A 25803-nucleotide genomic window follows, 5' to 3' on the forward strand; every position below is an offset into this window, starting at 1 on the left:
ATTATGCACCTTTTGTGTATAAATAATTGCTATTTAATCGCGCACATAGAAAAACCGGTTGACTGAAAACAGCCAACCGGCAAATCATTCTGTTCAGGCTCTGGACATATCAAGCTTGTCAATATGCCAGATCTCATCAACATATTCCTGAATTGTTCTGTCAGAAGAGAATTTTCCGCAGGAAGCAGTATTCATGATGGCCATCTTTGCCCATCTCTTGGCATCTCTGTATGCCTCGGAAACCGCTCTCTGTGCCTCTATATATGATTCAAAATCCTTTAAGATAAAGTACTGGTCTGCCTTATTGGAATTGACAGTATTAAGAAGCATATTGTACAGAGGTCTGAAAAGCTCTCTGTCTCTTGAGTAAGTACCGTCCACCAATCTATCAAGGGTCTTCTTTACATTAGGATCTTTGTTATAAATCTCTCCGGGATTGTAACCGCCGTTCTTTTCATAAGCGATAACTTCCTCAGAAGTCATTCCGAAGATAAACATATTCTCCTCGCCGACTTCTTCAAGCATCTCCACGTTAGCTCCGTCAAGAGTACCAAGAGTGATTGCTCCATTCAGCATCATCTTCATGTTACCTGTTCCGGATGCCTCCTTACTTGCTGTTGAAATCTGTTCGGAAATATCAGCAGCCGCAAATATAAGCTCAGCGTTAGATACCTTATAATCCTCGATGAAAACTACCTTCAGCTTTCCTCCAATAGAAGTATCATTATTAATAACATCAGCAACGGAATTGATGAGCTTAATGGTAAGCTTTGCTGTCTGGTAGCCGGCTGCAGCCTTAGCTCCGAAAATGTATGTCTTGGGCGTAAACTCCATCTCAGGGTGAGCCTTAAGCATGTCATAAATGTACATTACTTGAAGAATATTCAGGAACTGACGCTTATACTCATGAAGTCTCTTAACCTGTACATCGAAAATTGAATTAGGATCAACTTCGACACCGTTATGCTTCCTGATATATTCTGCAAGACGCTTCTTGTTCTTGAACTTGATCTCCATGAACTCTTTCTGAGCCTTCTTATCGCCGGCAACTTCCTTAAGCTTACCGATAAGAGACAGATCTGTAATCCAGTCCTCTCCAACATGCTCAGTAACCCAGTCTGCAAGCAGCGGATTAGCATGCATAAGGAAACGTCTCTGAGTGATACCGTTGGTTTTGTTATTAAACTTCTCGGGATACATCTCATAGAAATCCTTAAGCTCTCTCTTCTTAAGAATCTCAGTATGAAGTCTTGCAACACCATTAACTGAATGACCACCAACAATAGCCAGATGAGCCATCTTAACCTGGTTATCATACAAAATAGCCATACTGCGGATCTTATCCTGAACATCAATGCTGGGCAGATTTGAATACTGACGCATGATCTGATCAACAAATCTTCTGTTGATCTCATCAACAATCTGATAAATTCTGGGAAGAAGTCTCTGGAAAAGATCAATAGGCCACTTCTCAAGAGCCTCAGCCATGATTGTATGGTTTGTGTAGCAGCAGGTCTTCATGGTTACATCCCATGCAGTATCCCACGGAAGATAATACTCATCCATAAGAAGTCTCATTAACTCTGCAACCGCTACTGTAGGGTGTGTATCATTAAGCTGGAAAACAGCTTTCTCGTAGAACTTGGTGATATCCTCATGATGACGAAGATATCTCTTAAGTGCCGTCTGAACCGAAGCAGAAATGAAGAAATACTGCTGCTTAAGTCTCAGTTCCTTTCCGGCAACATGATTATCATTGGGATAAAGGACTTCACAAAGCTGACTTGCCAGATTTTCCTGCTCAACAGCCTTCTGATAATCTCCCTTATCAAAGGAATCGAGCTCGAAACAATTGATAGGCTCTGCATCCCATATTCTCAGGGTATCAACAACTCCATTGCCATAACCTACTATCGGAAGGTCATAAGGAATGGCTCTTACAGACTGATAGCCCTCCTGACGGAATACATTTCTTCCTCTGTCATCAACAAAAACATTTACATAACCGCCAAACTTAACCTCTTTGGCGTACTCTGGACGGCGAAGCTCGAAAGGATTACCATTTTCAAGCCAGTTATCAGGTACCTCAACCTGATATCCATCCTTAATCTTCTGTTTGAACATTCCGTATTTATAACGGATGCCGCAGCCATATGCCATGTATCCAAGAGTTGCAAGTGAATCCAAAAAGCATGCTGCAAGTCTTCCAAGACCACCGTTTCCAAGTGCCGGATCCGGCTCCTGATCCTCAATGATGTTTATATCCACGCCCAACTCATCAAGAGCCTCTTTAACGGGTTTATATGCCTGAAGATTTATCAGGTTATTACCCAAAGCTCTTCCCATTAGGAATTCCATGGACATGTAGTAAACTATCTTGGGGTCTTGCTCATTAGCAACCTTCTGGGTAGTCATCCAGTGATCTACTATCGCATCTTTGATTGCATATGCAGAAGCCTGGAAAATCTCCTGAGGTGAAGCCTCCTCGATGGTTTTACGATACAGTGTTTTTACATTATATAAAACACTGCGTTTGAACAGTTCCTTGTCGAAAGATAATTGCTTTTTCTTCATAAACACCCTCCTCAATGATAGATGTCATTACCCACCTATTGTATCGCAAAATAATATATCTTACTAGTTAAGTAAAAATAAATATCATATAAACATTATATTTATGCAAAAAATATCCTACTTGAGAAAACTGACATATTTGTTATAATGTCTTTGAACTGTGAATTTTTTTCACAGGAAACTATAAATAATGTTTTATTATTTAAAGAAAGGGAGACAAACATTATGAAAAAGTTACTTGCTATGATGCTTACAGCATCACTCACATTCAGTCTTGTTGCTTGTGGCGGCTCTTCATCCAACACTGCTAACACAGCTGAATCAGTTGCTGAAGAGACAACAGAAGCTGTTGAGGAGGCAGCAGAAGAGGCTACTGAGGCTGTTGAAGATGCAGCTGAGGAAGTTACAGAAGCTGCTGAAGAGGCTACTGAAGAAGTTGCTGAGGAGACTACAGAAGCTTCAGGCGATTACAAGATTGCTATGATCACAGACTCAGGTGACATCACAGATATGTCATTCAACCAGACAACTTACGAGGCTTCAAAGGCTTTCGCTGAGGCTAAGGGTGTTGACTACCAGTACTACAAGCCCACAGAGGATTCTAACGAAGCTCGTGAGGCTGCTTTCGATAACGCTGTTGCTGACGGCTACAACGTAATCGTAGTTCCCGGATATCTTTTCGCAGACATGATCGCATCTGTTGCAGAGGATAACCCGGAGGTTACAATCATCGCTCTTGACTGCAGCCAGGGCGACTTTGAAGGCGCCGGCATGGATGAGCTTCCTGAGAACGTTTGCTCATTCACATACCAGGAAGAGCTTGCTGGTTACATGGCTGGCTATGCTGTAGTTAAGGAAGGCTACACAAAGCTTGGCTTCCTTGGTGGTATGGCAGTTCCTGCAGTTATCCGTTATGGTTACGGTTTCGTTCAGGGTGCTAACGACGCAGCTAAGGATCTTGGCAACGCATCTGATGTAGAAGTTAACTATGTATACGGCGGACAGTTCTTCGGTGACGAGTCCATCACAGCAGTTATGGATACATGGTATCAGGGCGGCACAGAGATCGTATTCGCATGCGGCGGCGGTATCTTCACATCAGCTGGTGAGGCTGCTAAGAAGACAGGCGGCAAGCTTGTAGGTGTAGACGTTGACCAGTCCGGCACAATCGATGGCCTCTATGGCGATGGCGTTTGTGTAACATCTGCTATGAAGGGTCTTGCTGCAACAGTTAACACAACTCTTACAGATCTCTTCGATGGCAACTGGGATAAGTACGCTGGCAAGATCGAGAACCTTGGTCTTGTATCAGATGAGCCTTCTCTCAACTATGTACAGCTTCCTACAGATACATGGTCAATGGAGAACTTCACAGTTGATGATTACAACACTCTTGTATCTTCTATGTATGCAGGTGATATCACAGTTTCAAGCGATATCGAGGCTATGCCTTCTACAGACATCACTGTAAACGAGTTTGATAACATCCACTAATCAAATACAATAATTTCAAAGCGCATTCTCCATAGTGGGAATGCGCTTTTTTTATACCCCAAAAAATGATAAACTAGAGAGTAAGAATGGGTTCTTATCGGAATTCATATTTTTGTGCAAAAACTAAAGAAAGGTGTGCTACTTTATGGAAGATTATGTAATTGAAATGTTGCATATCACAAAAGAATTTCCCGGCATTATAGCTAACGATGATATAACATTGCAGCTTAAGCGCGGCGAGATTCACGCACTATTGGGGGAAAACGGTGCCGGAAAATCCACCCTTATGAGCGTCCTTTTCGGTCTCTATACACCTGAAAAGGGTGTAATAAAAAAAGATGGCAAGGAGGTCAAGATAACCAATCCCAACGATGCCACTGATCTGGGTATCGGAATGGTTCATCAGCATTTCATGCTGGTTGAAATTTTCTCAGTTCTGGATAATATCATCCTTGGCTCAGAGCCTAGCAAATTCGGTTTTCTGACAAAAGCCGAGGCCAGAAAAAAGGTCTTGGATCTATCAAACAAATACAATCTGAAGGTTGATCCCGATGCTATTATTGAGGATATTACCGTCGGTATGCAACAGCGTGTCGAAATCCTGAAGATGCTTTACAGGGACAATGACATTCTTATTTTCGATGAGCCTACAGCAGTTCTTACTCCTCAGGAGATAGAAGAGCTTATGAAGATAATGAAGAATCTTGCTGCTGAAGGAAAATCTATTCTTTTCATTACTCACAAGCTAAATGAGATCATGGAAGTTGCTGACCGCTGCTCCATTCTCAGAAAAGGTAAATATATAGGAACCGTAGATGTCAAGAACACCACAAAGGAAGAACTGTCTTCCATGATGGTTGGTCGTAACGTCAAGTTCGCTGTTGATAAAGCTGAAGCAAAGCCTGCAGAAGAAGTTCTTAAGGTTGAGAATGTCTGTGTTAAGAGCAAGCTTCACTCAAATGATTCTGTACACAACGTTTCTTTCAATGTACGTGCAGGTGAAATAGTATGTATCGCAGGAATTGATGGAAATGGTCAGACGGAATTTGTTGGTGCACTCACAGGTCTCGATGACATATCTTCAGGAAAAATCACTCTTTGCGGAGAGGATATAACCAATAAGTCCATAAGATTCAAGAACACTCATGGAATGAGCCACATTCCGGAGGACAGACATAAACACGGTCTTGTTCTTAACTATACTCTTCAGGAGAACATGATTCTCCAGAGATATTTCGAACCCGTCTTTTCAAACAAGGGCCTTCTGAAAAAAGCTGAGATGAGAAAGTATTCCGATAAACTCTCGGAGGAATTTGATGTACGTTCGGGGCAGGGCGCTGACACCATTGTCAGGGCAATGTCAGGCGGTAACCAGCAAAAAGCCATCATTGCCAGGGAGATGGATCGCGAGCACAAGCTCCTTATAGCAGTTCAGCCCACCAGAGGTCTTGACGTAGGAGCTATAGAGACAATTCATAAAGAAATCGTCAAAGAGCGCGATGCGGGCAATGCCATTCTTCTGGTATCTCTGGAACTGGATGAGGTTATGAATCTTTCCGACAGAATACTTGTTATGTACGAGGGTGAAATTGTCGGTGAGGTCGATCCAAAGACAACTACACTTCAGGAACTCGGACTATATATGTCCGGCGCTAAACGCAACACAGGAAAGGAGGCATAAGCGTGAAAGAGAATACAAGCATTTTCAAAAAACCCGGATTCCAGACGCTACTTGCATCCGTTTTGTGTGCAGTGCTCGGTATAATTCTCGGTTATATAATTTTGCTCTTCATGAACCCGGAGCATGCAGCTGAAGGTATGTTTGCAATCCTTCGTAACTTCTTTAAGTTTGCAGGCAACCAGAAAAAGCTTATGAATGCCATGGGATCTATTTTCGTTAAGTCTGTACCGGTTATCCTTTGTGCGGAGGCAATCCTTTTCGCATATAAGACAGGACTTTTCAACATAGGCTGTGCAGGACAATATACAGTAGGAATTATTGCCAGCCTCTACACTGCTCTGGCACTCCACTGGAGCTGGATACTCTGTGTACTTTCCGCAATACTTGCCGGAGCCCTTTGGGGAGCTATCTGTGGATTCTTCAAGGCTTACTGCAATGTTAACGAAGTTATAGCCGGAATCATGCTCAACTGGATTGCACTGTATGTCTGCAACATCATCCTGGGCAACAAGACAGTAATGAACACAACCAAATCAGAAACTTATCCCGTAAAAGATGCAAGTCTCCTTCCTGCATTTTTAAGCGAGTTCTTTGGAAAAAACAAATACATGACTATTGCAGTACCTCTTACTATCATCATTGCTATCGCTATTCTTTGGGTACTGAATCAGACAACCTTCGGTTATGAGCTCAAAGCAACCGGTCACAGTAAGGATGCTGCAAAATATGCAGGTATGAACGCAAAAAGAAACATCATCCTCAGCCTTGTTATTTCAGGTGCTATAGCAGGTATGGCTGCAGGACTTTATTATCTGACAGGTATTGAGCATTATAAGATTGCTTCTTCAGTACCCGGTATGGGATTCTCCGGAATCGCTGTTGCATTCCTCGGTGGTCTCCACCCGATTGGCACAATATTCGCAGGACTTTTTGTAACCTATATTACTCAGGGTGGTCAGTACCTCAACACCAACTACTACAACCCTCAGGTTGCAGATCTGATGATTGCCATCATCATCTACCTGTGTGGCTTCGTATTGTTCTTTAAGACAATCATCAATAAGCCAAAGAAAATAGTCACTACAACTTCATCAGACAATAACGCCGCAGACAAAACGGCTGACAAAAAGGAGGTGTAAGAATATGGCATTACTTATTCAGTACACACTTATCTTCTCCGCTGTTTTGATTCTTGTTGCTCTAGGTGGTATGTTCTCAGAGCGAAGCGGTATCATCAACCTGGGTCTTGAAGGAATAATGGTTTTCGGCGCTATGGCAGGAGCCATGGTAATGGTTCTCCTTCCTGCTGATTCATCAAAGTTCAAGATCATAACATTGACACTTCTTGCATCTGCCTTGGCAGGAATGGTTTCATCCCTGCTGATCGCTGTTGCCTGCATCAACTTTAATGCAGACCAGACACTTATCGGAACCGCCCTTAACATGCTTGCTACAGCAGCAGCAACAGTTATCATCAAGGCCTTTAATACAGCAAGGTCAGGCGGCTCTGATTTCTCTGCCAAGCTCGACTACATCAAAGGTCATGATGCCTTCATGTTTAGTGTAGGACCGCTTCAGCTTTCATGGTTTGTTGTTGTAGCTGCAGTTCTTCTGGTTATTGCAATTGTAGTCTTCTATAAGACAAAATTCGCCTTGAGACTCCGCGCCTGCGGTGAGCATCCTCAGGCTGCCGATTCAGTTGGTATAAACGTTTATAAAATGAGATACTCAGGCGTTATCATCTCCGGATTCCTGGCAGGAGTCGGAGGAATCATCTACATAGCTGCCGCAAACTCAACCTGGCACTTTGACTATGGTGTTGCGGGAGCCGGTTTCCTCTCACTTGCCGTTATGATCTTTGGTCAGTGGAAGCCCGAGCGAATTGCATGGTCAGCAATATTATTTGCTGTTTTCAGATCCTTATCAAACGTATATATGGGTATTGGATTCCTGCAGGCACTTCCTATTTCAGGAACCGTATACAATATCATGCCTTACGTAATATCACTCCTTGTTCTTGCATTTACTTCCAAGAACTCTAGAGCTCCTAAGGCTGAAGGTATTCCTTACGATAAGGGTCAAAGATAACTAATTAAACAGAGGTGTCTATGACATACGAAGAACTTGTAAAAAAAGCACTTGAAGCAAGAAAACTTGCTTATACACCATATTCACATCATGCAGTAGGTGCTGCACTCTTGGCAGCGAATGGGGATGTATATCTTGGCTGCAATATTGAGAACGCAGGCTATACACCTACCAACTGTGCCGAAAGAACTGCCGTATTCAAAGCAGTCAGCGAAGGCGTTCGGAATTTTACCGCAATTGCCATTGTAGGCGGTCCCGATAATGCTGAGCATCTTCCAATCTGTGCTCCCTGCGGAGTCTGCAGACAGGTTCTAAACGAATTTGTTGATCCTGACAGTTTTGATGTAATACTTGGTACGGATGATCCTGCTAATTGTAAGATTTTCAAGCTATCAGAGCTCTTACCTCTTGGCTTTGGTCCAAAGAACATGAGCTTTTTAGAGGATTACAACAAGTAACAAGCCACCTTGGCATAAACAAGGCTAAGTTTTATAAAGAAAGAAGGAAATATAATGGATATCAAAACAATCTTAAATCACTGTGATCACACTCTTTTAAAGCAGGAAGCTACCTGGGATCAGATAAAGGAAATCGCAGATGATGCTATTAAATACAACACCGCTTCTATCTGCATTCCCCCCTGCTACATCAAAAGGGCTAAGGACTATGTAGGCGATAAGGTTCAGCTTTGTACAGTAATCGGTTTTCCCAACGGAAACATGACAACAGCTACCAAGGTATTTGAGACAAAGGATGCTCTTGCAAACGGCGCTGATGAGATCGATATGGTCATCAACATTGGCGAGCTTCGCGCAAAGAACTACGATTACGTTCTTAATGAGATCAAAGAGATTAAGGCAGCATGCGGAAGTAATATCCTGAAGGTCATCATCGAGACCTGCCTCCTTACAGATGAGGAAAAGATCAAGATGTGCGAACTTGTTACAGAAGCTAAGGCTGATTATATTAAGACATCCACAGGTTTCTCTACAGCCGGTGCAACATTTGAAGATATTGAGCTTTTCTCAAAGCATATCGGTCCCGATGTAAAGATGAAGGCTGCAGGTGGTATCGGAAGTATCGCAGATGCGGAAAAATTCATGGAGCTTGGTGCTGACAGACTCGGAACAAGTAGAGTAGTAAAGATTGTAAAAGAGGAAAATCTCGCATAAATAGACCTCAAAAACAAAAAGCGGGTATGTAAGTCAAAAATCGAACCCCCGAAAAAGTAAAGGATAGTCATTAAAGTCAAAATCCGGCTCTTTTTTGGGGGTGTTTTATAGTCTATCGTAAGTGAAGGAAAAGGGAAGGACAGATCTTATCAGTATAGGACACTGTCATACTAAATGTTATTTGGGAGGTTATAGTAACATGAAAAAGAGGGTAGTTTCTACTATTCTGACCGCTTCACTTGCATTAGGGCTAATTGCATGCGGAGCAGAATCAGAGAAAACAGAAGTAGCAACGCAGGCAAATGAAGCAGCAGCACCATCTGACGCATCAGATGATGTCGTTGAGGCTACAGATGCAGCAGAACAAAACACAACTCAAGAGGAGGTAACAAAGGACACCATGGGTAAGGAATTAAAAGGAACACAGACAGCTGTTATCGAGGGCCAGGATTGGGGTCCCGCAGTTGTAAAAACAGTCATAAAGCTTGACGAGAAGGTAAAGGCAGATTCTGTTAAGGCTGATACTTTCACAGTAACCGAGACAAAGGAGTCATTTAACTGGGCAGCGCTTGCAGAAGGCTCAGATGCTGATCCCACAAAGCACATAGAGGCAGAAGCAGGCAGAAAAGTGCTTGATGCTTATACAAGTGATGAGAATGGTGAAAAAGCTGCTGATTCAGAGTATATCACTTTAGAGCTCAGCTACAGCCCCGATGAAGGCTCACCCTTCTGCTATGATCTTTTCAAAGGTAATAACACTATCTGCGCGCCTTACGATCTTACAATCGCATTATCCGACAGCGCAGCACTTACAGATGAAGCCGGTGAGGCTGTAACTTCAATTGATGTTGAGAAGGCAATCAATTTTGACAGTGCTATCTATCCTCAGCTTGCAAAAACTGATGTAACAGCTACATTTGAAGGCTCTAAATTCACTCTTAACTATGCATCCTACGAGCCCGAGGACGACGGAGAAAAGCATCCTCTCGTAATCTGGCTTCACGGCGCAGGCGAGGGCGGAAATGATCCCAGACTCAACACTCTCGGAAATGAAGTAACTGCTCTTTATAGTGATGAATTCCAGAAGGTGATGGGTGGAGCTTATGTTCTTGCACCTCAGTGCCCTACATTCTGGATGCAGTATGATGAGGCAGGAAACTGGATGGATAACAAGGGGGTTGATTCCATTTACAAGGATGACCTTAAGGCTCTTATTGACAACTATGTTGAATCCCACGAGAACATTGATCCTAACAGAATCATCATCGGCGGTTGCTCAAACGGTGGTTACATGACAATGGATATGATCATGAACTATCCTGATTTCTTCGCAGCAGCATATCCCATCTGTGAGGCATATTCCGATGCAGGTATCAAGGACGGGCAGCTTGAAGCTATCAAGAACCTTCCCGTATGGTTCGTATACGCAGAGAATGATACAACTGTTGATCCCAAGATGTTCGAGGTTCCCACATTGAAGCGTCTCGACGATATTGGTGCTAACGTTCACAGAAGTATCTTCGCTGATGTTCATGACACATCTGACACTTATAAGGGCCAGGATGGCAATGCTTACCAGTTCATGGGCCACTGGTCATGGATCTACTTCTTCAACAATGAGTGCGAAGACAATGGTGTAAACATGTGGCAGTGGATGTCTGAGCAGAGTAAGTAATCCGCTCATAGGATATCTGTGGTGTAAGCCATATTATATACGAAATAAAAGAGACAGTTCATCCGCCTGCTCAGGCATATGAACTGTCTTTTAATATTTCCAAAATGCTATTATCAAATGAATATCTTCCAGCACTAATATACTAATCAGATTCCAATATTGTTAACTTTTCCAAAGGCGATAGTATTGTTCAATACCGCACCATAATCCGTGCCTTCTTCAGGAACCGCCCGATGGATACCGGCTACCATATATCTCTTACCGCCATTTTCAAGCTTCTCAAGTACATTGTAACTGTCTATATAAAAAGCCTTGCGAGATACCGTAACTCCCTTAGCTACGCCTTTACACTCTGAAAAAGGACAATCCGGGAAGTTTATGTTCAATATCTCGCCATAGTCAAGGTCTACCTCAAGGGCATCCATAAGCATATCCCTTAAATAATGATCTGTGACCTCATGACTGCCGCTAAAGCCTTCTGATAAAGCAATTGCATGATATCCCTGGAAGGCAGCCTCAAATGCAGCTCCTGCAGTTGCAGAATACTGAATATCCGTAGCGACATTATATCCAAAGTTTATTCCTGAAAGAACAACGTCCGGTCTTTCATCCATAACATTAAGTCCGCCAACTCTCACACAATCACTCGGAGTTCCTGTACATGAAAAGGCTTTTACACCTTCTACAGGAAAATCCTGTGGATAGACATCTATCGGGTGTCTTAATGAAATGCTATGTGAAGCAGCACTTCTTTGTGAATCAGGAGCAACCACCCATACATCTCCAAATTCTTTTGCCGCTTCTGCAAGCCTTATAATACCATCAGCCATTATTCCGTCATCATTGGTAATCAAAATCTTTCTCAATACAACACCTCCCAGTTCTAAAAAACACGCGGCAGCAAATGCTACCGCGTGCCTTAATATTACTTTAACTTATTTCTCAAACCTTCTCAACTCCGATAGTAACCTTCTCGCCGTTGATATCCCATTCCTTGGCATTAGCTACATCACTGTCATATACAAGCTCTGTAGCAAGAACCTTTGTTGAAATAGAATCAGCATTGTCCTTAACGATCTGAGCAATCTTATCATTACCGTTAACAGACAGCTTGATGTGATCCATAACCTCGAAGCCTGAATCCTTACGCATTGTCTGAACCTTACTGATAACCTCATACATGAAGCCTTCGTTTAAGAGCTCCTCAGAAAGGTTTGTATCAAGAACTACTGTGATTCCGTGATCCTCTGTGCTCTCGAAGCCTTCCTTCTGAGCCATATCGATAAGAAGATCTTCCTCTGTAAGCTCAACTGCATTTCCATTTACCTCAAACTTAAGTGCACCGTTTGCCTTAAGCTCATCCATTGCGTTGTTTCCATCAAGTGAACCCAAGTACTCTTTAATTCCGCCGAGTACCTTACCGTACTTAGGTCCTACTGTCTTAAGCTGAGGCTTGAATGTATAGGTTGTGAAGTCTCTTACATCATCTGCAAAGACTACCTTCTTAACATTAAGCTCATCCTCGATGATCTCCTGATAGAACTCAGAAACTGTCTTCTCAGCCTTAACATACATCTGTCCGATAGGCTGACGGTTCTTGATTGCTGCAGCGTTACGGCAAGCACGTCCAAGAACTACGATCTGAAGTACCTCATCCATGTTCTCCTCGAGATCCTTGTCGATGAAGCTCTCATCAACTGCAGGGAAATCGCAGAGGTGGATTGACTCAGGTGCTGTTGCATCGCTTGTTCTTACAAGGTTCTGGTAGATTGACTCTGTCATGAAAGGAACCATAGGAGCTGCTGCCTTACATACATTTACAAGTGCTGTGTAAAGTGTCATGTATGCAGAGATCTTATCCTGCTCCATTCCCTTAGCCCAGAAGCGCTCACGGCTTCTTCTTACATACCAGTTGGAAAGATCATCAACAAATGCATCAAGCGCCTTTCCTGCCTCAGGAATTCTGTAATTCTCAAGGTTCTTATCAACCTCACCGATCATAGTGTTCATCTTGGAAAGGATCCACTTATCCATAACTGTAAGCTTGTCCTTCTCAAGTGTGTACTTGGAAGCATCGAATCCGTCGATATTTGCATAAAGTACGAAGAATGCATAGGTATTCCAAAGTGTTCCAAGGAACTTTCTCTGACCCTCCTGAACTGTCTTTCCTGCAAATCTGGAAGGAAGCCAGGGAGCAGAGTTTGTATAGAAGTACCATCTGATAGCATCTGCGCCGTATTTCTCAAGAGCCTCAAACGGATCAACCGCATTGCCCTTTGACTTACTCATCTTCTGTCCATTCTCATCCTGCACAAGGCCGAGTACTATAACATTTTTAAATGCAGGCTTATTGAAAAGAAGTGTTGCTTCAGCGTGGAGTGAGTAGAACCAACCTCTTGTCTGGTCTACTGCCTCTGAAATGAACTGAGCAGGGAATTGCTTCTCGAAGAGCTCCTTATTTTCAAAAGGATAGTGGAGCTGAGCGAAAGGCATTGCTCCTGAATCGAACCAGCAGTCGATAACTTCCTTAACTCTGTGCATCTTCTTGCCACACTTGGGACATGTGATCTCAAACTGATCAATATAAGGTCTGTGAAGCTCAACTGTCTCAGCAGAAGGATCACCTGAAAGCTCAGCGAGCTCTTTTCTTGATCCTACTGAAAGCTGATGTCCGCAGTCATCGCACTCCCAGATGTTAAGAGGTGTTCCCCAGTATCTGTCACGGGAGATGCCCCAGTCCTGAATGTTCTCAAGCCAGTCACCGAAACGTCCCTTACCGATTGACTCAGGAACCCAGTTGATCTCCTTATTATTTCTGATAAGGTCATCCTTTACCTCTGTAACCTTGATGAACCATGAGGAACGTGCATAGTAAAGAAGCGGTGTTCCGCATCTCCAACAGTGAGGATAATCGTGCTCCATCTTAGGTGCTGAGAAGAGAAGTCCTCTCTTATCAAGGTCCTTAAGTACCTCGGGATCTGCACTGATAGCACCCTCTTCTATCTCCTTCTCTGTAGGCTTACATCTGTAACCTGCAAAAGGAGTCTCGGGCTTAAGTCTACCCTCTCCGTCAACCATCTGTACAAGAGGAGCATCGTATTTTCTACCAACACGAGCATCATCTTCACCGAATGCAGGAGCGATATGTACTATACCTGTACCATCTGACATAGTTACATAGTTGTCACAGTAGATGAAGAATGCCTTCTTGTGCTGCTTCTCTGTCTCATCAGCTGCACACTGATAGAGAGGCTCATACTCTTTATATTCAAGATCTGTACCTACATAGGTCTCAAGAACCTCGTAAGCCTTCTCGCCCTCTTCCTTAGCAAGGCTGCCAAGTACTGTATCAGCCAGTGCCTCTGCAAGATAGTAAGTATATCCGTCTGCTGCCTTAACCTTGATGTACTTCTCATCAGGGTTTACGCAAAGACCGATGTTTGAAGGAAGTGTCCAGGGTGTTGTTGTCCATGCGAGGAAATATGCATCCTCATCCTTAACCTTAAAGCGAACAACAGCTGTGCGCTCTTTAAGTGTCTTATAGCCCTGTGCAACCTCGTGTGATGAAAGAGGTGTGCCACAGCGAGGGCAATAAGGAACTACCTTGAAGCCCTTGTAAAGAAGACCCTTCCTCCAGATCTCGTTAAGAGCCCACCACTCGGACTCGATGAAGTTATCATCATAGGTAATGTAGGGGTGATCCATATCAGCCCAAAAACCAACTGTGCCTGAGAAATCTTCCCACATTCCCTTATATTTCCATACAGATTCCTTACACTTCTTGATGAAAGGCTCCATACCATACTCTTCAATCTGCTCTTTTCCATCAAGACCAAGGAGCTTCTCAACCTCAAGCTCGACAGGAAGACCATGTGTATCCCATCCTGCCTTACGAGGAACAGTGTAGCCCTTCATTGTACGGTATCTCGGGATCATATCCTTGATCGCACGTGTAAGTACGTGTCCGATGTGAGGCTTACCGTTTGCAGTCGGCGGTCCATCATAGAACATATACATCTCGCCCTTGCTGCGAGTATCTACGCTCTTCTGGAAAATATCCTGATCTTTCCAGAACTGCTCGATTTCTTTCTCGCGGGCGACAAAATTCATATCAGTGTCAACCTTCTTGTACATCTTTACCTCCTAATCCTTTGACAAGCGCCCTCATCCGGCGCTTTGCACCACCTTCTCCCAAAGGGAGAAAGCAAAAAATTAAGGCCCGTCCTTGTAAAAAGGACGAGCCTGAACTCGCTGTACCACCTGTTTACGCATACTCCCCGAATTTACGGTTTTATATGTTTCTCCATAACGGGGAGACACCGTCATGACTTACTTAAGCTCGATGATGCCTGGCTAAGTAATATCTTTTCAGTCATGCAGCTCGGAAGTGATTTTCTGTAGTCTCTACTCGTACCTGCTCGCACCAACCGCAGGCTCTCTGTAACTTTCAAAATTACTTACTGTCTTCGTCATAGCTTTTTCTATTAAACTAAAATATATTTTATTCACAGCAATAATAAATGTCAAGAATAATATCATCCTATTAATACATGCACCAATAGGCTGTTTTTCCCTTTATTATGAGCTGCTCATTAACATTAAATCTATCCCATTCCATTCCGTCAAAGTATTTATTTCTGACTTTTTCAGGACTCTTTTTACTCTTTTTAAACCTTCGCTCAGTGGTCCCTTTATCCATCTTGTTTACATATTCCAGAAGGCTGTAGGGCACAGTAACCGCTACTCTCTCATTAATCTGTTCAAGGGTGTAATAAACATTTTCATAGTGGCTATAGCACACGCTATCTGAACATGTCGCAATTTTAGTTACAGTTTTTCCCGTCTCTTTTTCATAATCATCGATAGCACTAAGTACTGCTCTTGCGCATGCGATATCCTGTGCATTTGAAATGTAATGATTAACAGCGATCTGCTGATTTGCAAAAATCTGTAAAAAGACAGCACCTACAATCACTACCTGCATGATAGATTTTTCTCTGCCTTTTAGCTGAACATAGGAAAGAGCCACCATGCATCCAAGCGCAGCATAAAGCACAAATATTACTCTCGGAGCATCCGATTGAATCAGCGGAATAACTATCGCAAGGCAAAACATGATCATTCCGGCAAAAAGAATTGTGAAAGCCTCTCCTATTCTACCTTTATGACAAATAACGATCAGAATTACTGCTAATAGTGCCACTACGGCATTGGCATATGGTATCGGAACCAAACCATTTCCTGATATAAAGAACGTCTTAAGTATATATAACGCATGGCGTATTCTGTCAAAAACAGATCCCATTGATATTTGCTTGGGAGTATCAGTTATCACACCAAGATAAAAGAAAATCCTGGATACAATGTAATTTATAAATCCTGCAAATATACAACTCAAAGAGGAAATCAGTCCTCTCCAAAACATTTTTGCAGTAAGAATAAAATCATATTTAACAACTACATAAAGGAGCATATAAACAGCACTGATCATAACCGTCACCTGATAAGTGAAAACCGCCATGATCAGAAACAGCGCTACTCCGATATATTTTTTTCGTGAATATAAAAGAACTGCTATAGCTGAAAACAGAAATCCCACGCAGAACGCAAAGCACTCAGGAAACATAAAGTACTCAGAATACAGCGTGCTTATAAAAGGCAGTGAAAGAATGGCCCTGCCAAAATATTCCTGAATAATATCTGTTTTCATTCCCTTTTCATCAAGTAGCCCGACAAAAATCTGCTGATATATAAATGCAGCTGCTGCCGTTACCAGTAAAAAGAGAATGTAAAACAGCCTGTAATGCTCCGGCAAAATAATCCCCATTTTATAAAGTGTAATCTCGATGAAATATGAGATATATCTTGCATATGGAAGCTTTGATTCAATGTTAATAAGCGGATTCAAATAATGCGTCATAGTATCCGCACCGAAACCGAATCTGAAGAACCCCAAAAAAGCTATAGCCACAAGAACGAATGTAAACAAAAAAGCTGTAATCGCACCAAGCGATTTAGATCTCTCGTCATTCATGAATATCTGTCTCTTTTCTCAAATATCGTTATGCAGCTTCTTTTTTCCCCGAAAAGAAGCGAAAAACGTATGGATAAATTCCAATCAAAAAGAGTAATACCAAAAAGTAACGGATTGCCCGAATAATATATGCTGCCATTGTTCCCGATGCTAGAAACTCGGAAGAAAATGGCAATTTAAGAAGCTTGTTCAAGGCTAAATACAAAACAAGTCCGCCTAATAATCTCAGTATACAATGAACCGGCTGCATCGTACCTTCAAAATTCACAAATCTTTTTTCGATTTCTATTCCTACGAAAAAGCCTGCCATAATGCCAAGCCCGGCAAAATAATCATCTGTTCTGCAATAAAATACTCCAACACATGAAATAAGGAAATAGACAAGGTTGACCTTCCACCTGTTAGCTTCTCCGAATTTCTCATTTATATATGGCACAGCAAAAATCACTACCACGCCGCAAGCCCATCCTGTCAGTACATCCGTCGGATAGTGAACTCCCACTGAAACCCGGGAAATTCCTACTAAAAGCGGTATAACAAATGCCAGTATCGTAAAAATCCTCTGCCGCTTGTATCTTGCCAGAGTACCATAGGCTATCGCTGAATTCATGGAATGTCCGCTCGGAAATGAATATCCCTGCGCAGAAATGTCATATATATCCGCCTTCGGTTCAACCGGCCTTAGGCACTTTATTCCGGGGTTATCCATATATGGTCTTCTTCTAAGAAAAATGTTTTTTATAAGTGGATTTAGAGTTAACCCCACAACCATATTTGTCCCAATATAAATACCAAACTTCTTGTCATAGCACCAATATAAAAATCCCATGATAAGAATAAGGACTGTTTCCTCTCCGAAAGCTGAAAACCCAGATACAATCTTTGCTCCGGTATCGCCCATGATGCTTTGTATCCACTCCATAAGCGCCGGTTCAAAAGCAAAGTAGAATGTATTTCCCATAAAATACCCCTTTCAAAGAAAAAGCTCATTTATATTGTACCATAACCGCATCGGAGTTTTAGCTTTGCTCTCTTCCAAAGGTGATTTCTTAATTAAAATTTCACACTTCTATTTATCGTATTAAGCACGTTTTTCTTATCAAGACTCCACAAAGGTTCTACCAGTAAAGCTCTGGGGCCGTCACCTGTCATTCTGTGAACCACGGTGTTTTCCGGCAAAATAGCAATACTCTCAGAAAGCAATTCAACATGTTCATCAAGACTCAAAATGTGGAAGGGATGTTCCTTATATTCTTCATACATCTGTGTTCCTTTAAGGATCTGCAGATTCTGTAGCTTTATTCCATCAAGCTCCGGTGAAAGCCCTGCAAGATAGCGGACTGTAGCAAGCATATCCTCTTTGCTTTCCCCTGGAAGGCCGAAAATCACATGAACTATCACATCGATATTACGTGCCTTTAGGTTTTTATATGCTTCTTCAAATGCCTCAAGCTTATATCCTCTGTGAAAAGCCTCCGCTGACCTCTCGTGAATCGTCTGAAGTCCAAGCTCCACCCAGACAGGCTTTATTTTTCGAAGTTCCTCCAGCATATCAAGAACCTCTCCTCCAAGACAGTCAGGCCGTGTTCCCAGTGATAATATCGCTACGTCATCGCGCATTATTGCTTCGGTATATAGCTTCTTTAATCTGGAAACATCCCCATATGTATTTGTATAAGACTGAAAATAGGCAATGAATCTTTTTGCATCAGTCTTTGCTCTTATCCTTTTCTTTGCATCCTCTATCTGTTCATCGATCGGCGCAATGTCAGCTGCAAACTCACCGGATCCCCCTTCGGAGCAAAAAGTGCAGCCTCCGGTAAGCGGCATTCCATCAGGCAGGTAAATGCTACCATCCCTGTTAGGGCAGGTACATCCTGATGACAATGACAGCCTATAAATCTTTTCTCCATATTCTTTTTTCAGATAGTCAGATAGTCTTTGTGGCATATATTTCTCCAGCCAAACTCCAATAATTCAACTAATTCAACTTTTTTATTCATAATATCAAAAATCGTATTGACAATATATACCCTGCTCATGTATTATAAATCTTGCGTTGCGAAAGCAACTTCACATATACGCGATAGTAGCTTAGTTGGTAAAGCGCCACCTTGCCAAGGTGGAGACCGCGGGTTCGAGCCCCGTCTATCGCTCTAAAAAAGAAGATCATTTTGATCTTCTTTTTTTGTTTACATAATGAGCTCAAACCCGCTCCGCGGGTTCGCATCTACACTCCGTTCCGGTCGTCGCAAAGCCGAGGTCCCCCGGACCTCGTGCGACCCGTCTATCGCTCTAAAAAAAGAAGATCATTTTGATCTTCTTTTTTTATTTACATAATGAGCTCAAACCCGCTCTGCGGGTTCGCATCTAAGCTCCGCTCATATCACTTCAATTAAGGTAAAGTCTATTATAACCGTTCTGTCTATATCGCTCTCCCATCTATGTTGCTATTATTACAATTGTAAAAGCGCTTTGAACAACAACATAAATTATGATTACTAGAAAAGAGAGGACAGTTGTATGAATAGAGATATTTTTATCAGAAACCTTACCAAGGAAAAAATAGAGATGAGTCCCAAGGGAAGAAAAGCAAGTGAGATAACACCGGAAGAATTCGAGCAGTGTTATGAGAGCTTCTTTGACATGATCTTTGAAATCGCTGCCACAGATGTATCTTCAGAAAGCGGATACGGAGAATTTGATGAGAACAACAAGGCTCCATTTTCCACATTGGAAGAATTCATTCGCGATGACATGCTAGGCGAACCCACAGAAGGCTATTGGAAGAACTGGAAAGAGATGTTCGGAACAACCTTTTTAAAGGAAGATTATTACAACGAGATCGCTTCAAAAGCCTTAGAATATGCACCTTTCTGTGAAGGAAAGAGATTCCTTGCCAATAACAATACATTTTTCTGTAATATGGTAGTTGATGACGAGGGAAAGGCTCACTGCACAGACTGGGGCAGAGCAGGAATCATGGACTTCATGATGGATTTTGCCATTCTTGATCTCAATAAGCCTTATCTCCTTGTTCCGGAAAAGCTTTATAATTATGCAAAAGAGAAAAACATTGAGATTCCAAATTTCAAGGAGCGTTTTCTGTGTATGGCATACTACAAGGGAATTGTTACTTTAAGATGGCACGCATCCATCGATGATCTTGAATCCTGTGAATCAATCGTCAAGTCACTTAATGCGCTGTCAGAGCGTATGTCAAAGCTTTAATACTAAAAAAAGGCACAATACATTACTATGAAATACGAAAATGCAAAGGACATTCTTCCGGCTAATCTTTTAGAGGAAGTGCAAAAATATGCGGAGGGGAAGCTGATCTACATCCCAAAAAGTGAAAAACCCAAGGGATGGGGAGAGGCTTCCGGCTATCGCAGCAAACTAAATAAGAGAAACGCTGCGATATGCAGCCGCTACTCAGCAGGGCAATCCATCATGGAAATAGCCGAGGAATTCTTCCTGTCACCCGAGACAATTAAAAAACTCGTATATGGAAAGAAGGTGAATCTGCCAATGTTTTCTCCATCCATAAATTCAGCAGAGCAATATGCTTCTGCAGGTATGGGCGAAGAGTGGGTTCGCGCTTATCTAAGCTCAATGGATGAGTCTATGCCTGATATATCTGATTTTTTCATGTCAGAACTTGTAAGAATACCTATCAGATTTATCGAGACCGCGTCAAGTGTAGAAAGCGCTGATGATTCTACAAGCTTTTTAGAAGTCCCACTAATTGTTATATATGATAACAAAACATTTTCCGCGCCTTATCAGCCAAGATATTTGAACTATCTCAAGGGAGAGAAAAGAAATTCCCATTATGCTTTTGTTTTTGCCAGAAATAGTGAGTATAACTTTTTCTGGAATAATTATGGAAAGCATTTCCAAAGATAACATGGCATCTTGAATGAACATTCAAGAAATCATACTTTAACCAAAAAAGAAGATCAGGTAAAGTCCCGATCTTCTTTTATTATTTATATCCACTCTTTTGCCCAGTCTGCCAATTCATCTTCTCCCGCGCTACTGTCAAAACGCTTTCCTGTGGTCACAACTGCTCCTTTTGCCAAGGCTTGCAGGTTTCTTGATGTATCATTTAGTTCACTTCCTCCGGAAGTAGCAAACGGAACTATTATTTTTCCCGAAAAATCATAGCTCTCTATGAATGTATCGATAATGGACGGCTCTCTGTACCACCATATCGGAAATCCCAGGAAGATCACATCATATTCGGACATATCTTCCTTTTTCTCAGCAATAGCAGGTCTCGATGTTTTATCATTCATCTCCATGCTGCTTCTACTCTTTGGATTCTGCCAGTCAAGGTCATCTTTTGAATATCTCTGAGCCGGTTTTATTTCAAAAACATCTGCTCCAATACTCTTCGTAAGCCTCGCTGCAATCTGAGCAGTAGCTCCACCAGCTGAAAAATAAGCCACCAATACCTTCATATTTCTGCCCTCCTTTGAAAAAAACGCAAGAGCAAAGAGTCATCCGTGACCTGCCCTGACTTCGCACTTCAAAGTTACATTACACGTCTAATTATATCACATATAACTTATATCAATTCTCTATTATTCATGGCACATCGCAAATTCATCTGACAGCCCAAAATGCCACAGCACTGGCTGCCGCCACGTTAAGAGAATCAACGCCATGTGCCATAGGGATCATCACTGTGTGGTCGCAGGACTTTATAGTTTCATCAAGAAGTCCATCTCCCTCTGCTCCAAGGAAAATTGCAAGCTTCTCTTCTGAACTTATCCTCTCATCATCTATACTCATGGAATTTTCCCTAAGAGCCATGGCAACTGACTTAAAGCCATATTCTCTAAGCAAAGAAGGAGCATCTCCCCTGGGCAGAAATGTCCATGGCACCTGAAAAATGGTTCCCATGCTAACCCTGATTGCACGTCTGTACAGAGGATCTGAACAATCATAGGTAAACAGAACTGCATCCATCCCAAGTGCCGCCGCACTCCTTACGATTGCTCCGATATTAGTAGGATTGGTTACATTTTCCAGTACCGCTATCCTTCTGGCATTTTCACAAATCCCTGACACAGAAGGTAATACTCTCCTTCTCATGGCGCAGAGCACTCCCCTTGTAAGATGGAATCCTGTAATCTGAGTCAGGACCTCATCATCAGCGACGTAGATAGGTGTGTTCTTGTAATCCGCCTCAAACCTCTCTATAAGAGGCTCTGCCTCTCCTGAAGTCTGTTTCTTATCCATGAGCATGGAGATTGGCTCATACCCTGCATCAAGAGCTCTGCCTATAACCTTAGGACTTTCAGCTATAAAAATTCCCGGCTCAGGCTCATTTATTCTGTATAGTTTTATCTCTGACTGCTCGCTATATATCGCCAGTTCAGGTGCAGACAGATCTTTAATTTCCTTAAATAATTCTGAATTACGCATTTTTCACTCTCTTACATGTGAGTATAGTTCCTGAAAGCAGCAGTATAATTGCTATTATCTGTATTATCATCTTGAAAATTGATGATTTATCCATGCACACAGCACATGCATTAAACATAAATCCAACCGCAAGCACGGGAGAAAGATTCGTCTTCTTTGTCTCAACAATACCTGTCTTGCGCTCATTGAGTTTCTGAATGATATTATTTGTATTTGAAATTACATTTATGAATACAACGATAAGTGCCATGATAGCAAAAACTGCTGCCCATGCAAACACTGCGTGCAATGTGGATGCTGCATATACCTCATATAAAAGTACAAGGAATTCTAAAAGAGTAACACCCTGGAACATCCTAAGAACCCTTTTATAATGTGCGATCTGGCTATCGACATCTGAATAGAGTTCGAATTCACCTGCTGAGCTGAGCTTACGAAGAATTACCCAGAAGCCCCATTGCTGAACTATTTCAATATCATTATCAGCCATGAACTCTCTGTAATCCTTTGAAACACGAAGGACCTTATCACAGAAATCAACCTGATACTGATACTTTCCTTTTTCACACTCTTCAAATGTATAAAAGCCTGCGAAGAATCTCTTCATGGCCCATCCCTCATTAGCCTTCTCTGTAAGCCATCTTGCTTCCTTATCTTTATCAAATGTCATCATGAATTTAATCATCTTATTTTTCCTCCATCAATTTACCGTTGTTTACAAGTTCTTCCAGCCTTTGGCGTTCCTTCTCAAATGCCTCTCTTCCAAGATCTGTTATTATGTATTCCTTCTTCTTCCTGGAAGATTTATCCTCGCTGTAAATCTCAATCCACTTTCGCTTCTCCAGTGTCTGGAGTGCCCCGTACAAAGTACCGGCTCCAAGCTGAACTCTTCCGCCTGTGAGATCAGAAACCTCCTGAGTTATTCCATAGCCGTAATTCGGCTTTCTAAGCGCTAACATGATGTAGTAAAAAGCTTCAGTCAGCGGTGTTTCTATATTTGCCATCTCTATTTTCTCCTTTCAAAGTTCATATCGTTATACGTTGTATCGCAACGCGTTATATCGTCTTCCGATGTATCATGGTTATAATATATCATCACACGATATATCAGTCAACAATATATTGAAAAATTTTTCGCGAAAAAATTTTCAAAAATATACTTGACAATTATTACTTCATTCTATATACTTTATTTTGCTGTCGCGAAAGCGACTTTACATATATGCGATAGTAGCTTAGTTGGTAAAGCGCCACCTTGCCAAGGTGGAGACCGCGGGTTCGAGCCCCGTCTATCGCTCTTTTTTATGCCTCAGATTTCATCTGAGGCTTTTATTTTGCCCGGCTCAAACCCGCTCCGGTTGAAATAAAAAGCCCCAGGTATCATACCTGAGACTTTAATCACATTCTTTAAATATCTACCTTTGTGGTTCCGCCAAGGAACGTCGGCAATGACTTGCCACTCTTTTGCCACTTGGCATATTCTGCAGTTGCCGCGAACATTACATCTCCCGAAGAGTTCAGCGCTGTTTCAACGGAATCCTGCACAACTCCGATGATAAATCCAACCGCAACTACCTGCATTGCAACATCAGCATTCACTCCAAACAGTGAACATGCCATGGGGATAAGAAGAAGTGATCCTCCCGCAACGCCTGATGCACCGCAGGCTGCCAGCGTGGCGATAAATGCAAGAATCAGCGCAGTAGCAAACGGTACCTTAATACCCATTGTGTTAGCTGCAGCCAAAGACATAACAGCAATAGTTATAGCTGCACCATCCATATTGATCGTAGCTCCAAGCGGAATTGATACGGCATACATCTCTTTATCCATTCCAAGCTTTTCACACAGCTCCATGTTAACAGGAATATTAGCAGCTGAGCTTCTTGTGAAGAAAGCGGTTATTCCGGATTCTTTAAGACATCTGAAAACAAGGGGATACGGATTAGTTTTAAGAACAATTGCCGCAAGTAAAGGATCCACAATGAGAGCTACTGCAAGCATACATCCAACAAGCAACAGGAGCAGCTTTCCGTAATCCGTAAATATTGACAACCCGTTTGTTGACACATTCGTATAAACAAGTCCCATAATTCCGAATGGTGCCAGATTTATAATCCATCTTACTGCCTGAGATACAATGTCAGCCAAATCTTCCATCATCTTCTTGGTACTACTGCTGGCTAACTTTTTAGCAGCCAGTCCAAAAACAACAGCCCAGAACAGTATTCCGATATACCTGCCTTCCAGAAGGGCTCCCACTGGATTTGCCACCATGTTTACAAGAAGGTTACTGAGCACCTCTCCCACTCCGGTAGGTACGGTTTCCGCTTCGGCAATTTCCGAAAGTTTAATTGTCTGCGGAAAAATAAAGCTTCCTATAACTGCCACAACAGAAGCAAGCAATGTACTGATCATATAAAGGGCAATTACCAGTCCAAATCTACTATCAAGATTGTCATTGCCCTGAGCCAGCGCAGATATTACAAGAACAAATACAAGCACCGGTGCTACCGCCTTAAGTGCCCCAACGAAAATTGATCCCAACAATCCAATTACAGGAAGATTTTTAAATAACACTCCCAAAATAGCGCCAATCACCAATCCAATTATTATCCTGATGATCAGGCTGACACTATTGTACTTCCTAACAATATCCATAATTTCGTCCTCCTTCGAAAACTTATGTATCTTAGACCCACTAAATTAATTATGCATTATTTAACGATTAAAAGATAGTACAAAACTGTAAAGGCCTTTAGCAGTTTTACATTATTGCTTTAAGCATGTATTCCGCATAATCCCACGCTATACGCAAATCATAATCAGCATCCACTCCGTCTGAATACTCACTTAAAGCATCACATATTAATGGCTGATATTCCTGTGGAAGGTTCTTTATTCCCCATTCTCCACCTTCCTTTTTGGACAGAACGAGTCCCTCCTTCTTATATGCCAATACTCTTGCCAGATTTAATGTAATGTACATAGTATTGGTTTCAATATCTTCCTTGGCCTCAGCTATGTCATCCCAGATAGCATCTAAATAGTCTTCTGCAGGAACTTCTGCAAAGACTTCCTTAATTGCCCGGCCGTATAAGCATTTCCCTCTTTTCACAATAATGGTAAAGTGCGCCGCTAAATCTTTATCGGTGCCATTCATTTTCTGAATATAATCTTCCGGATTATCTCTGTACCATCCAAGATGCATAACTGAAAAATGCAATTCAAAGGGTGTAGGATATTTAAATGGCCTGCATGAATCTTTGGTTACTATACTCATTTCTATACCCTTTGCAGGCCCGCTTTCATTAAGCTCAATCACCATATCCATGAATGCTCGCTTTGAAGCATCATCCATTTTCTCATTAACAACAATGATAAGATCCAAGTCACTCTTTTTAGGATTAAAACACTCCATGACAGCGGATCCATGTATGTATATACCCACGAGATTGTCCCCTAAAATCTCTTTGGATCTCCCTACAAATTCATTTAATACTTTTTCCATAATCATCTCCTCAAATCTAGCCGTAGTCTTTTACCATCAACCATTCTATCCTATCAAAGATTTTTCTCAATACCATGAAAGTTCTTTTTCTTATAGCTCCCTGCACGTATAATAAAAACATCTGTAAAAATGGGAGAA

Annotated in this window: 21 protein-coding genes, 2 tRNA genes and 1 other annotated feature; of the genes, 11 read left to right on the plus strand and 12 right to left on the minus strand. The window is 42.0% G+C overall.

Annotated elements, in window-relative coordinates; translation table 11 throughout:
• Nucleotides 1-93: 93 nt before the first annotated feature.
• Complete coding sequence (locus G586_RS0100705; protein WP_026526145.1) at nt 94-2574, minus strand: glycogen/starch/alpha-glucan phosphorylase; 2481 nt, start codon at nt 2572-2574, stop codon at nt 94-96.
• Between the two features lie 225 nt (nt 2575-2799).
• On the opposite strand from G586_RS0100705, the gene G586_RS0100710 reads away from it, so the two are divergent.
• The 7 genes from G586_RS0100710 (at nt 2800) to G586_RS0100740 (ending at nt 10684) form a co-directional block, all read left to right on the plus strand.
• Complete coding sequence (locus G586_RS0100710; protein ID WP_051204321.1) at nt 2800-4068, plus strand: BMP family lipoprotein; 1269 nt, start codon at nt 2800-2802, stop codon at nt 4066-4068.
• Between the two features lie 145 nt (nt 4069-4213).
• On the plus strand, nt 4214-5749 hold the full coding sequence (locus G586_RS0100715; RefSeq protein ID WP_026526147.1) for an ABC transporter ATP-binding protein: 1536 nt from the start codon (nt 4214-4216) through the stop codon (nt 5747-5749).
• A 2-nt stretch (nt 5750-5751) separates the two neighbouring features.
• Nucleotides 5752-6888 carry an ABC transporter permease gene (locus tag G586_RS21215; RefSeq protein WP_035772015.1) on the plus strand — a complete coding sequence of 379 codons (1137 nt, stop codon included), beginning with the start codon at nt 5752-5754 and terminating at the stop codon, nt 6886-6888.
• Nucleotides 6889-6892: 4 nt separating this feature from the next.
• A complete protein-coding gene (locus G586_RS0100725; protein WP_026526148.1) occupies nt 6893-7837 on the plus strand; it encodes an ABC transporter permease in 945 nt (314 codons plus the stop codon).
• A 20-nt stretch (nt 7838-7857) separates the two neighbouring features.
• Nucleotides 7858-8295, plus strand: a complete 438-nt coding sequence (locus G586_RS0100730) for a cytidine deaminase (RefSeq protein WP_026526149.1) — start codon at nt 7858-7860, stop codon at nt 8293-8295.
• Nucleotides 8296-8349: 54 nt separating this feature from the next.
• Nucleotides 8350-9009 carry a deoxyribose-phosphate aldolase gene (gene deoC / locus G586_RS0100735; RefSeq protein WP_026526150.1) on the plus strand — a complete coding sequence of 220 codons (660 nt, stop codon included), beginning with the start codon at nt 8350-8352 and terminating at the stop codon, nt 9007-9009.
• Nucleotides 9010-9208: 199 nt separating this feature from the next.
• Nucleotides 9209-10684 carry a prolyl oligopeptidase family serine peptidase gene (locus tag G586_RS0100740; RefSeq protein ID WP_051204322.1) on the plus strand — a complete coding sequence of 492 codons (1476 nt, stop codon included), beginning with the start codon at nt 9209-9211 and terminating at the stop codon, nt 10682-10684.
• A 146-nt stretch (nt 10685-10830) separates the two neighbouring features.
• Here the strand turns inward: G586_RS0100740 and surE are convergent, their stop codons facing one another.
• From surE to G586_RS0100765, 5 genes are all read right to left on the minus strand, one after another.
• On the minus strand, nt 10831-11550 hold the full coding sequence (gene surE / locus G586_RS0100745) for a 5'/3'-nucleotidase SurE (protein ID WP_026526152.1): 720 nt from the start codon (nt 11548-11550) through the stop codon (nt 10831-10833).
• Between the two features lie 76 nt (nt 11551-11626).
• Nucleotides 11627-14818, minus strand: a complete 3192-nt coding sequence (ileS, locus tag G586_RS0100750) for an isoleucine--tRNA ligase (protein WP_026526153.1) — start codon at nt 14816-14818, stop codon at nt 11627-11629.
• Between the two features lie 95 nt (nt 14819-14913).
• Nucleotides 14914-15166, minus strand: a binding site (T-box leader).
• Nucleotides 15167-15227: 61 nt separating this feature from the next.
• Nucleotides 15228-16718: a glucosyltransferase domain-containing protein gene (locus tag G586_RS0100755; protein ID WP_026526154.1), complete on the minus strand. Its 1491-nt coding sequence runs from the start codon at nt 16716-16718 to the stop codon at nt 15228-15230.
• Nucleotides 16719-16746: 28 nt separating this feature from the next.
• A complete protein-coding gene (locus tag G586_RS0100760; RefSeq protein ID WP_026526155.1) occupies nt 16747-17679 on the minus strand; it encodes a phosphatase PAP2 family protein in 933 nt (310 codons plus the stop codon).
• A 92-nt stretch (nt 17680-17771) separates the two neighbouring features.
• Complete coding sequence (locus tag G586_RS0100765) at nt 17772-18668, minus strand: TIGR01212 family radical SAM protein (protein ID WP_026526156.1); 897 nt, start codon at nt 18666-18668, stop codon at nt 17772-17774.
• 133 nt (nt 18669-18801) lie between these two features.
• On the opposite strand from G586_RS0100765, the gene G586_RS0100770 reads away from it, so the two are divergent.
• The 3 genes from G586_RS0100770 to G586_RS27320 all read left to right on the plus strand — a co-directional run bounded on the left by G586_RS0100770 (nt 18802) and on the right by G586_RS27320 (nt 20627).
• Nucleotides 18802-18874, plus strand: a tRNA-Gly gene (locus tag G586_RS0100770).
• A 367-nt stretch (nt 18875-19241) separates the two neighbouring features.
• On the plus strand, nt 19242-19949 hold the full coding sequence (locus G586_RS0100775; RefSeq protein ID WP_026526157.1) for a hypothetical protein: 708 nt from the start codon (nt 19242-19244) through the stop codon (nt 19947-19949).
• A 27-nt stretch (nt 19950-19976) separates the two neighbouring features.
• Nucleotides 19977-20627 (plus strand): CD3324 family protein, encoded by a 651-nt coding sequence (locus G586_RS27320; protein ID WP_330363216.1) that lies wholly within the window; start codon nt 19977-19979, stop codon nt 20625-20627.
• A gap of 83 nt (nt 20628-20710) precedes the next feature.
• On the opposite strand, the gene G586_RS0100785 is transcribed toward G586_RS27320, so the two are convergent.
• From G586_RS0100785 to G586_RS0100800, 4 genes are all read right to left on the minus strand, one after another.
• Entirely contained in the window at nt 20711-21184 is a 474-nt protein-coding gene (locus tag G586_RS0100785; protein WP_026526158.1) for a flavodoxin, read from the minus strand.
• Between the two features lie 145 nt (nt 21185-21329).
• Nucleotides 21330-22154 (minus strand): TrmH family RNA methyltransferase, encoded by an 825-nt coding sequence (locus G586_RS0100790; protein WP_026526159.1) that lies wholly within the window; start codon nt 22152-22154, stop codon nt 21330-21332.
• Nucleotides 22147-22839, minus strand: a complete 693-nt coding sequence (locus G586_RS24415; RefSeq protein ID WP_051204324.1) for a DUF2812 domain-containing protein — start codon at nt 22837-22839, stop codon at nt 22147-22149. Before G586_RS24415 ends, G586_RS0100790 begins: the two co-directional genes overlap by 8 nt.
• A gap of 1 nt (nt 22840) precedes the next feature.
• Entirely contained in the window at nt 22841-23158 is a 318-nt protein-coding gene (locus tag G586_RS0100800; protein WP_026526160.1) for a PadR family transcriptional regulator, read from the minus strand.
• A gap of 220 nt (nt 23159-23378) precedes the next feature.
• Here G586_RS0100800 and G586_RS0100805 point away from each other — a divergent pair.
• A tRNA-Gly gene (locus G586_RS0100805) sits at nt 23379-23451 on the plus strand.
• A gap of 110 nt (nt 23452-23561) precedes the next feature.
• Here G586_RS0100805 and sstT read toward each other — a convergent pair.
• Both sstT and G586_RS0100815 read right to left on the minus strand, forming a co-directional pair.
• Nucleotides 23562-24818, minus strand: coding sequence for a serine/threonine transporter SstT (gene sstT / locus G586_RS0100810; protein ID WP_026526161.1), 1257 nt, complete (start codon nt 24816-24818; stop codon nt 23562-23564).
• A gap of 103 nt (nt 24819-24921) precedes the next feature.
• Entirely contained in the window at nt 24922-25665 is a 744-nt protein-coding gene (locus G586_RS0100815; RefSeq protein ID WP_026526162.1) for an aminoglycoside adenylyltransferase domain-containing protein, read from the minus strand.
• Between the last annotated feature and the right edge of the window lie 138 nt (nt 25666-25803).

Source organism: Butyrivibrio sp. VCD2006, from assembly GCF_000423925.1.
Lineage (GTDB): Bacteria > Bacillota > Clostridia > Lachnospirales > Lachnospiraceae > Butyrivibrio.

What these genes read in the sequence shown, in the direction of transcription:
- G586_RS0100705 (WP_026526145.1), bottom strand. Translation starts at nt 2,574, where the DNA reads ATGAAGAAAAAGCAATTATCTTTCGACAAGGAACTGTTCAAACGCAGT.
- G586_RS0100710 (WP_051204321.1), top strand. Translation starts at nt 2,800, where the DNA reads ATGAAAAAGTTACTTGCTATGATGCTTACAGCATCACTCACATTCAGT.
- G586_RS0100715 (WP_026526147.1), top strand. Translation starts at nt 4,214, where the DNA reads ATGGAAGATTATGTAATTGAAATGTTGCATATCACAAAAGAATTTCCC.
- G586_RS0100725 (WP_026526148.1), top strand. Translation starts at nt 6,893, where the DNA reads ATGGCATTACTTATTCAGTACACACTTATCTTCTCCGCTGTTTTGATT.
- G586_RS0100730 (WP_026526149.1), top strand. Translation starts at nt 7,858, where the DNA reads ATGACATACGAAGAACTTGTAAAAAAAGCACTTGAAGCAAGAAAACTT.
- deoC (WP_026526150.1), top strand. Translation starts at nt 8,350, where the DNA reads ATGGATATCAAAACAATCTTAAATCACTGTGATCACACTCTTTTAAAG.
- G586_RS0100740 (WP_051204322.1), top strand. Translation starts at nt 9,209, where the DNA reads ATGAAAAAGAGGGTAGTTTCTACTATTCTGACCGCTTCACTTGCATTA.
- ileS (WP_026526153.1), bottom strand. Translation starts at nt 14,818, where the DNA reads ATGTACAAGAAGGTTGACACTGATATGAATTTTGTCGCCCGCGAGAAA.
- G586_RS0100755 (WP_026526154.1), bottom strand. Translation starts at nt 16,718, where the DNA reads ATGAATGACGAGAGATCTAAATCGCTTGGTGCGATTACAGCTTTTTTG.
- G586_RS0100760 (WP_026526155.1), bottom strand. Translation starts at nt 17,679, where the DNA reads ATGGGAAATACATTCTACTTTGCTTTTGAACCGGCGCTTATGGAGTGG.
- G586_RS0100765 (WP_026526156.1), bottom strand. Translation starts at nt 18,668, where the DNA reads ATGCCACAAAGACTATCTGACTATCTGAAAAAAGAATATGGAGAAAAG.
- G586_RS0100775 (WP_026526157.1), top strand. Translation starts at nt 19,242, where the DNA reads ATGAATAGAGATATTTTTATCAGAAACCTTACCAAGGAAAAAATAGAG.
- G586_RS27320 (WP_330363216.1), top strand. Translation starts at nt 19,977, where the DNA reads ATGAAATACGAAAATGCAAAGGACATTCTTCCGGCTAATCTTTTAGAG.
- G586_RS0100785 (WP_026526158.1), bottom strand. Translation starts at nt 21,184, where the DNA reads ATGAAGGTATTGGTGGCTTATTTTTCAGCTGGTGGAGCTACTGCTCAG.
- G586_RS0100790 (WP_026526159.1), bottom strand. Translation starts at nt 22,154, where the DNA reads ATGCGTAATTCAGAATTATTTAAGGAAATTAAAGATCTGTCTGCACCT.
- G586_RS24415 (WP_051204324.1), bottom strand. Translation starts at nt 22,839, where the DNA reads ATGATTAAATTCATGATGACATTTGATAAAGATAAGGAAGCAAGATGG.
- G586_RS0100800 (WP_026526160.1), bottom strand. Translation starts at nt 23,158, where the DNA reads ATGGCAAATATAGAAACACCGCTGACTGAAGCTTTTTACTACATCATG.
- G586_RS0100815 (WP_026526162.1), bottom strand. Translation starts at nt 25,665, where the DNA reads ATGGAAAAAGTATTAAATGAATTTGTAGGGAGATCCAAAGAGATTTTA.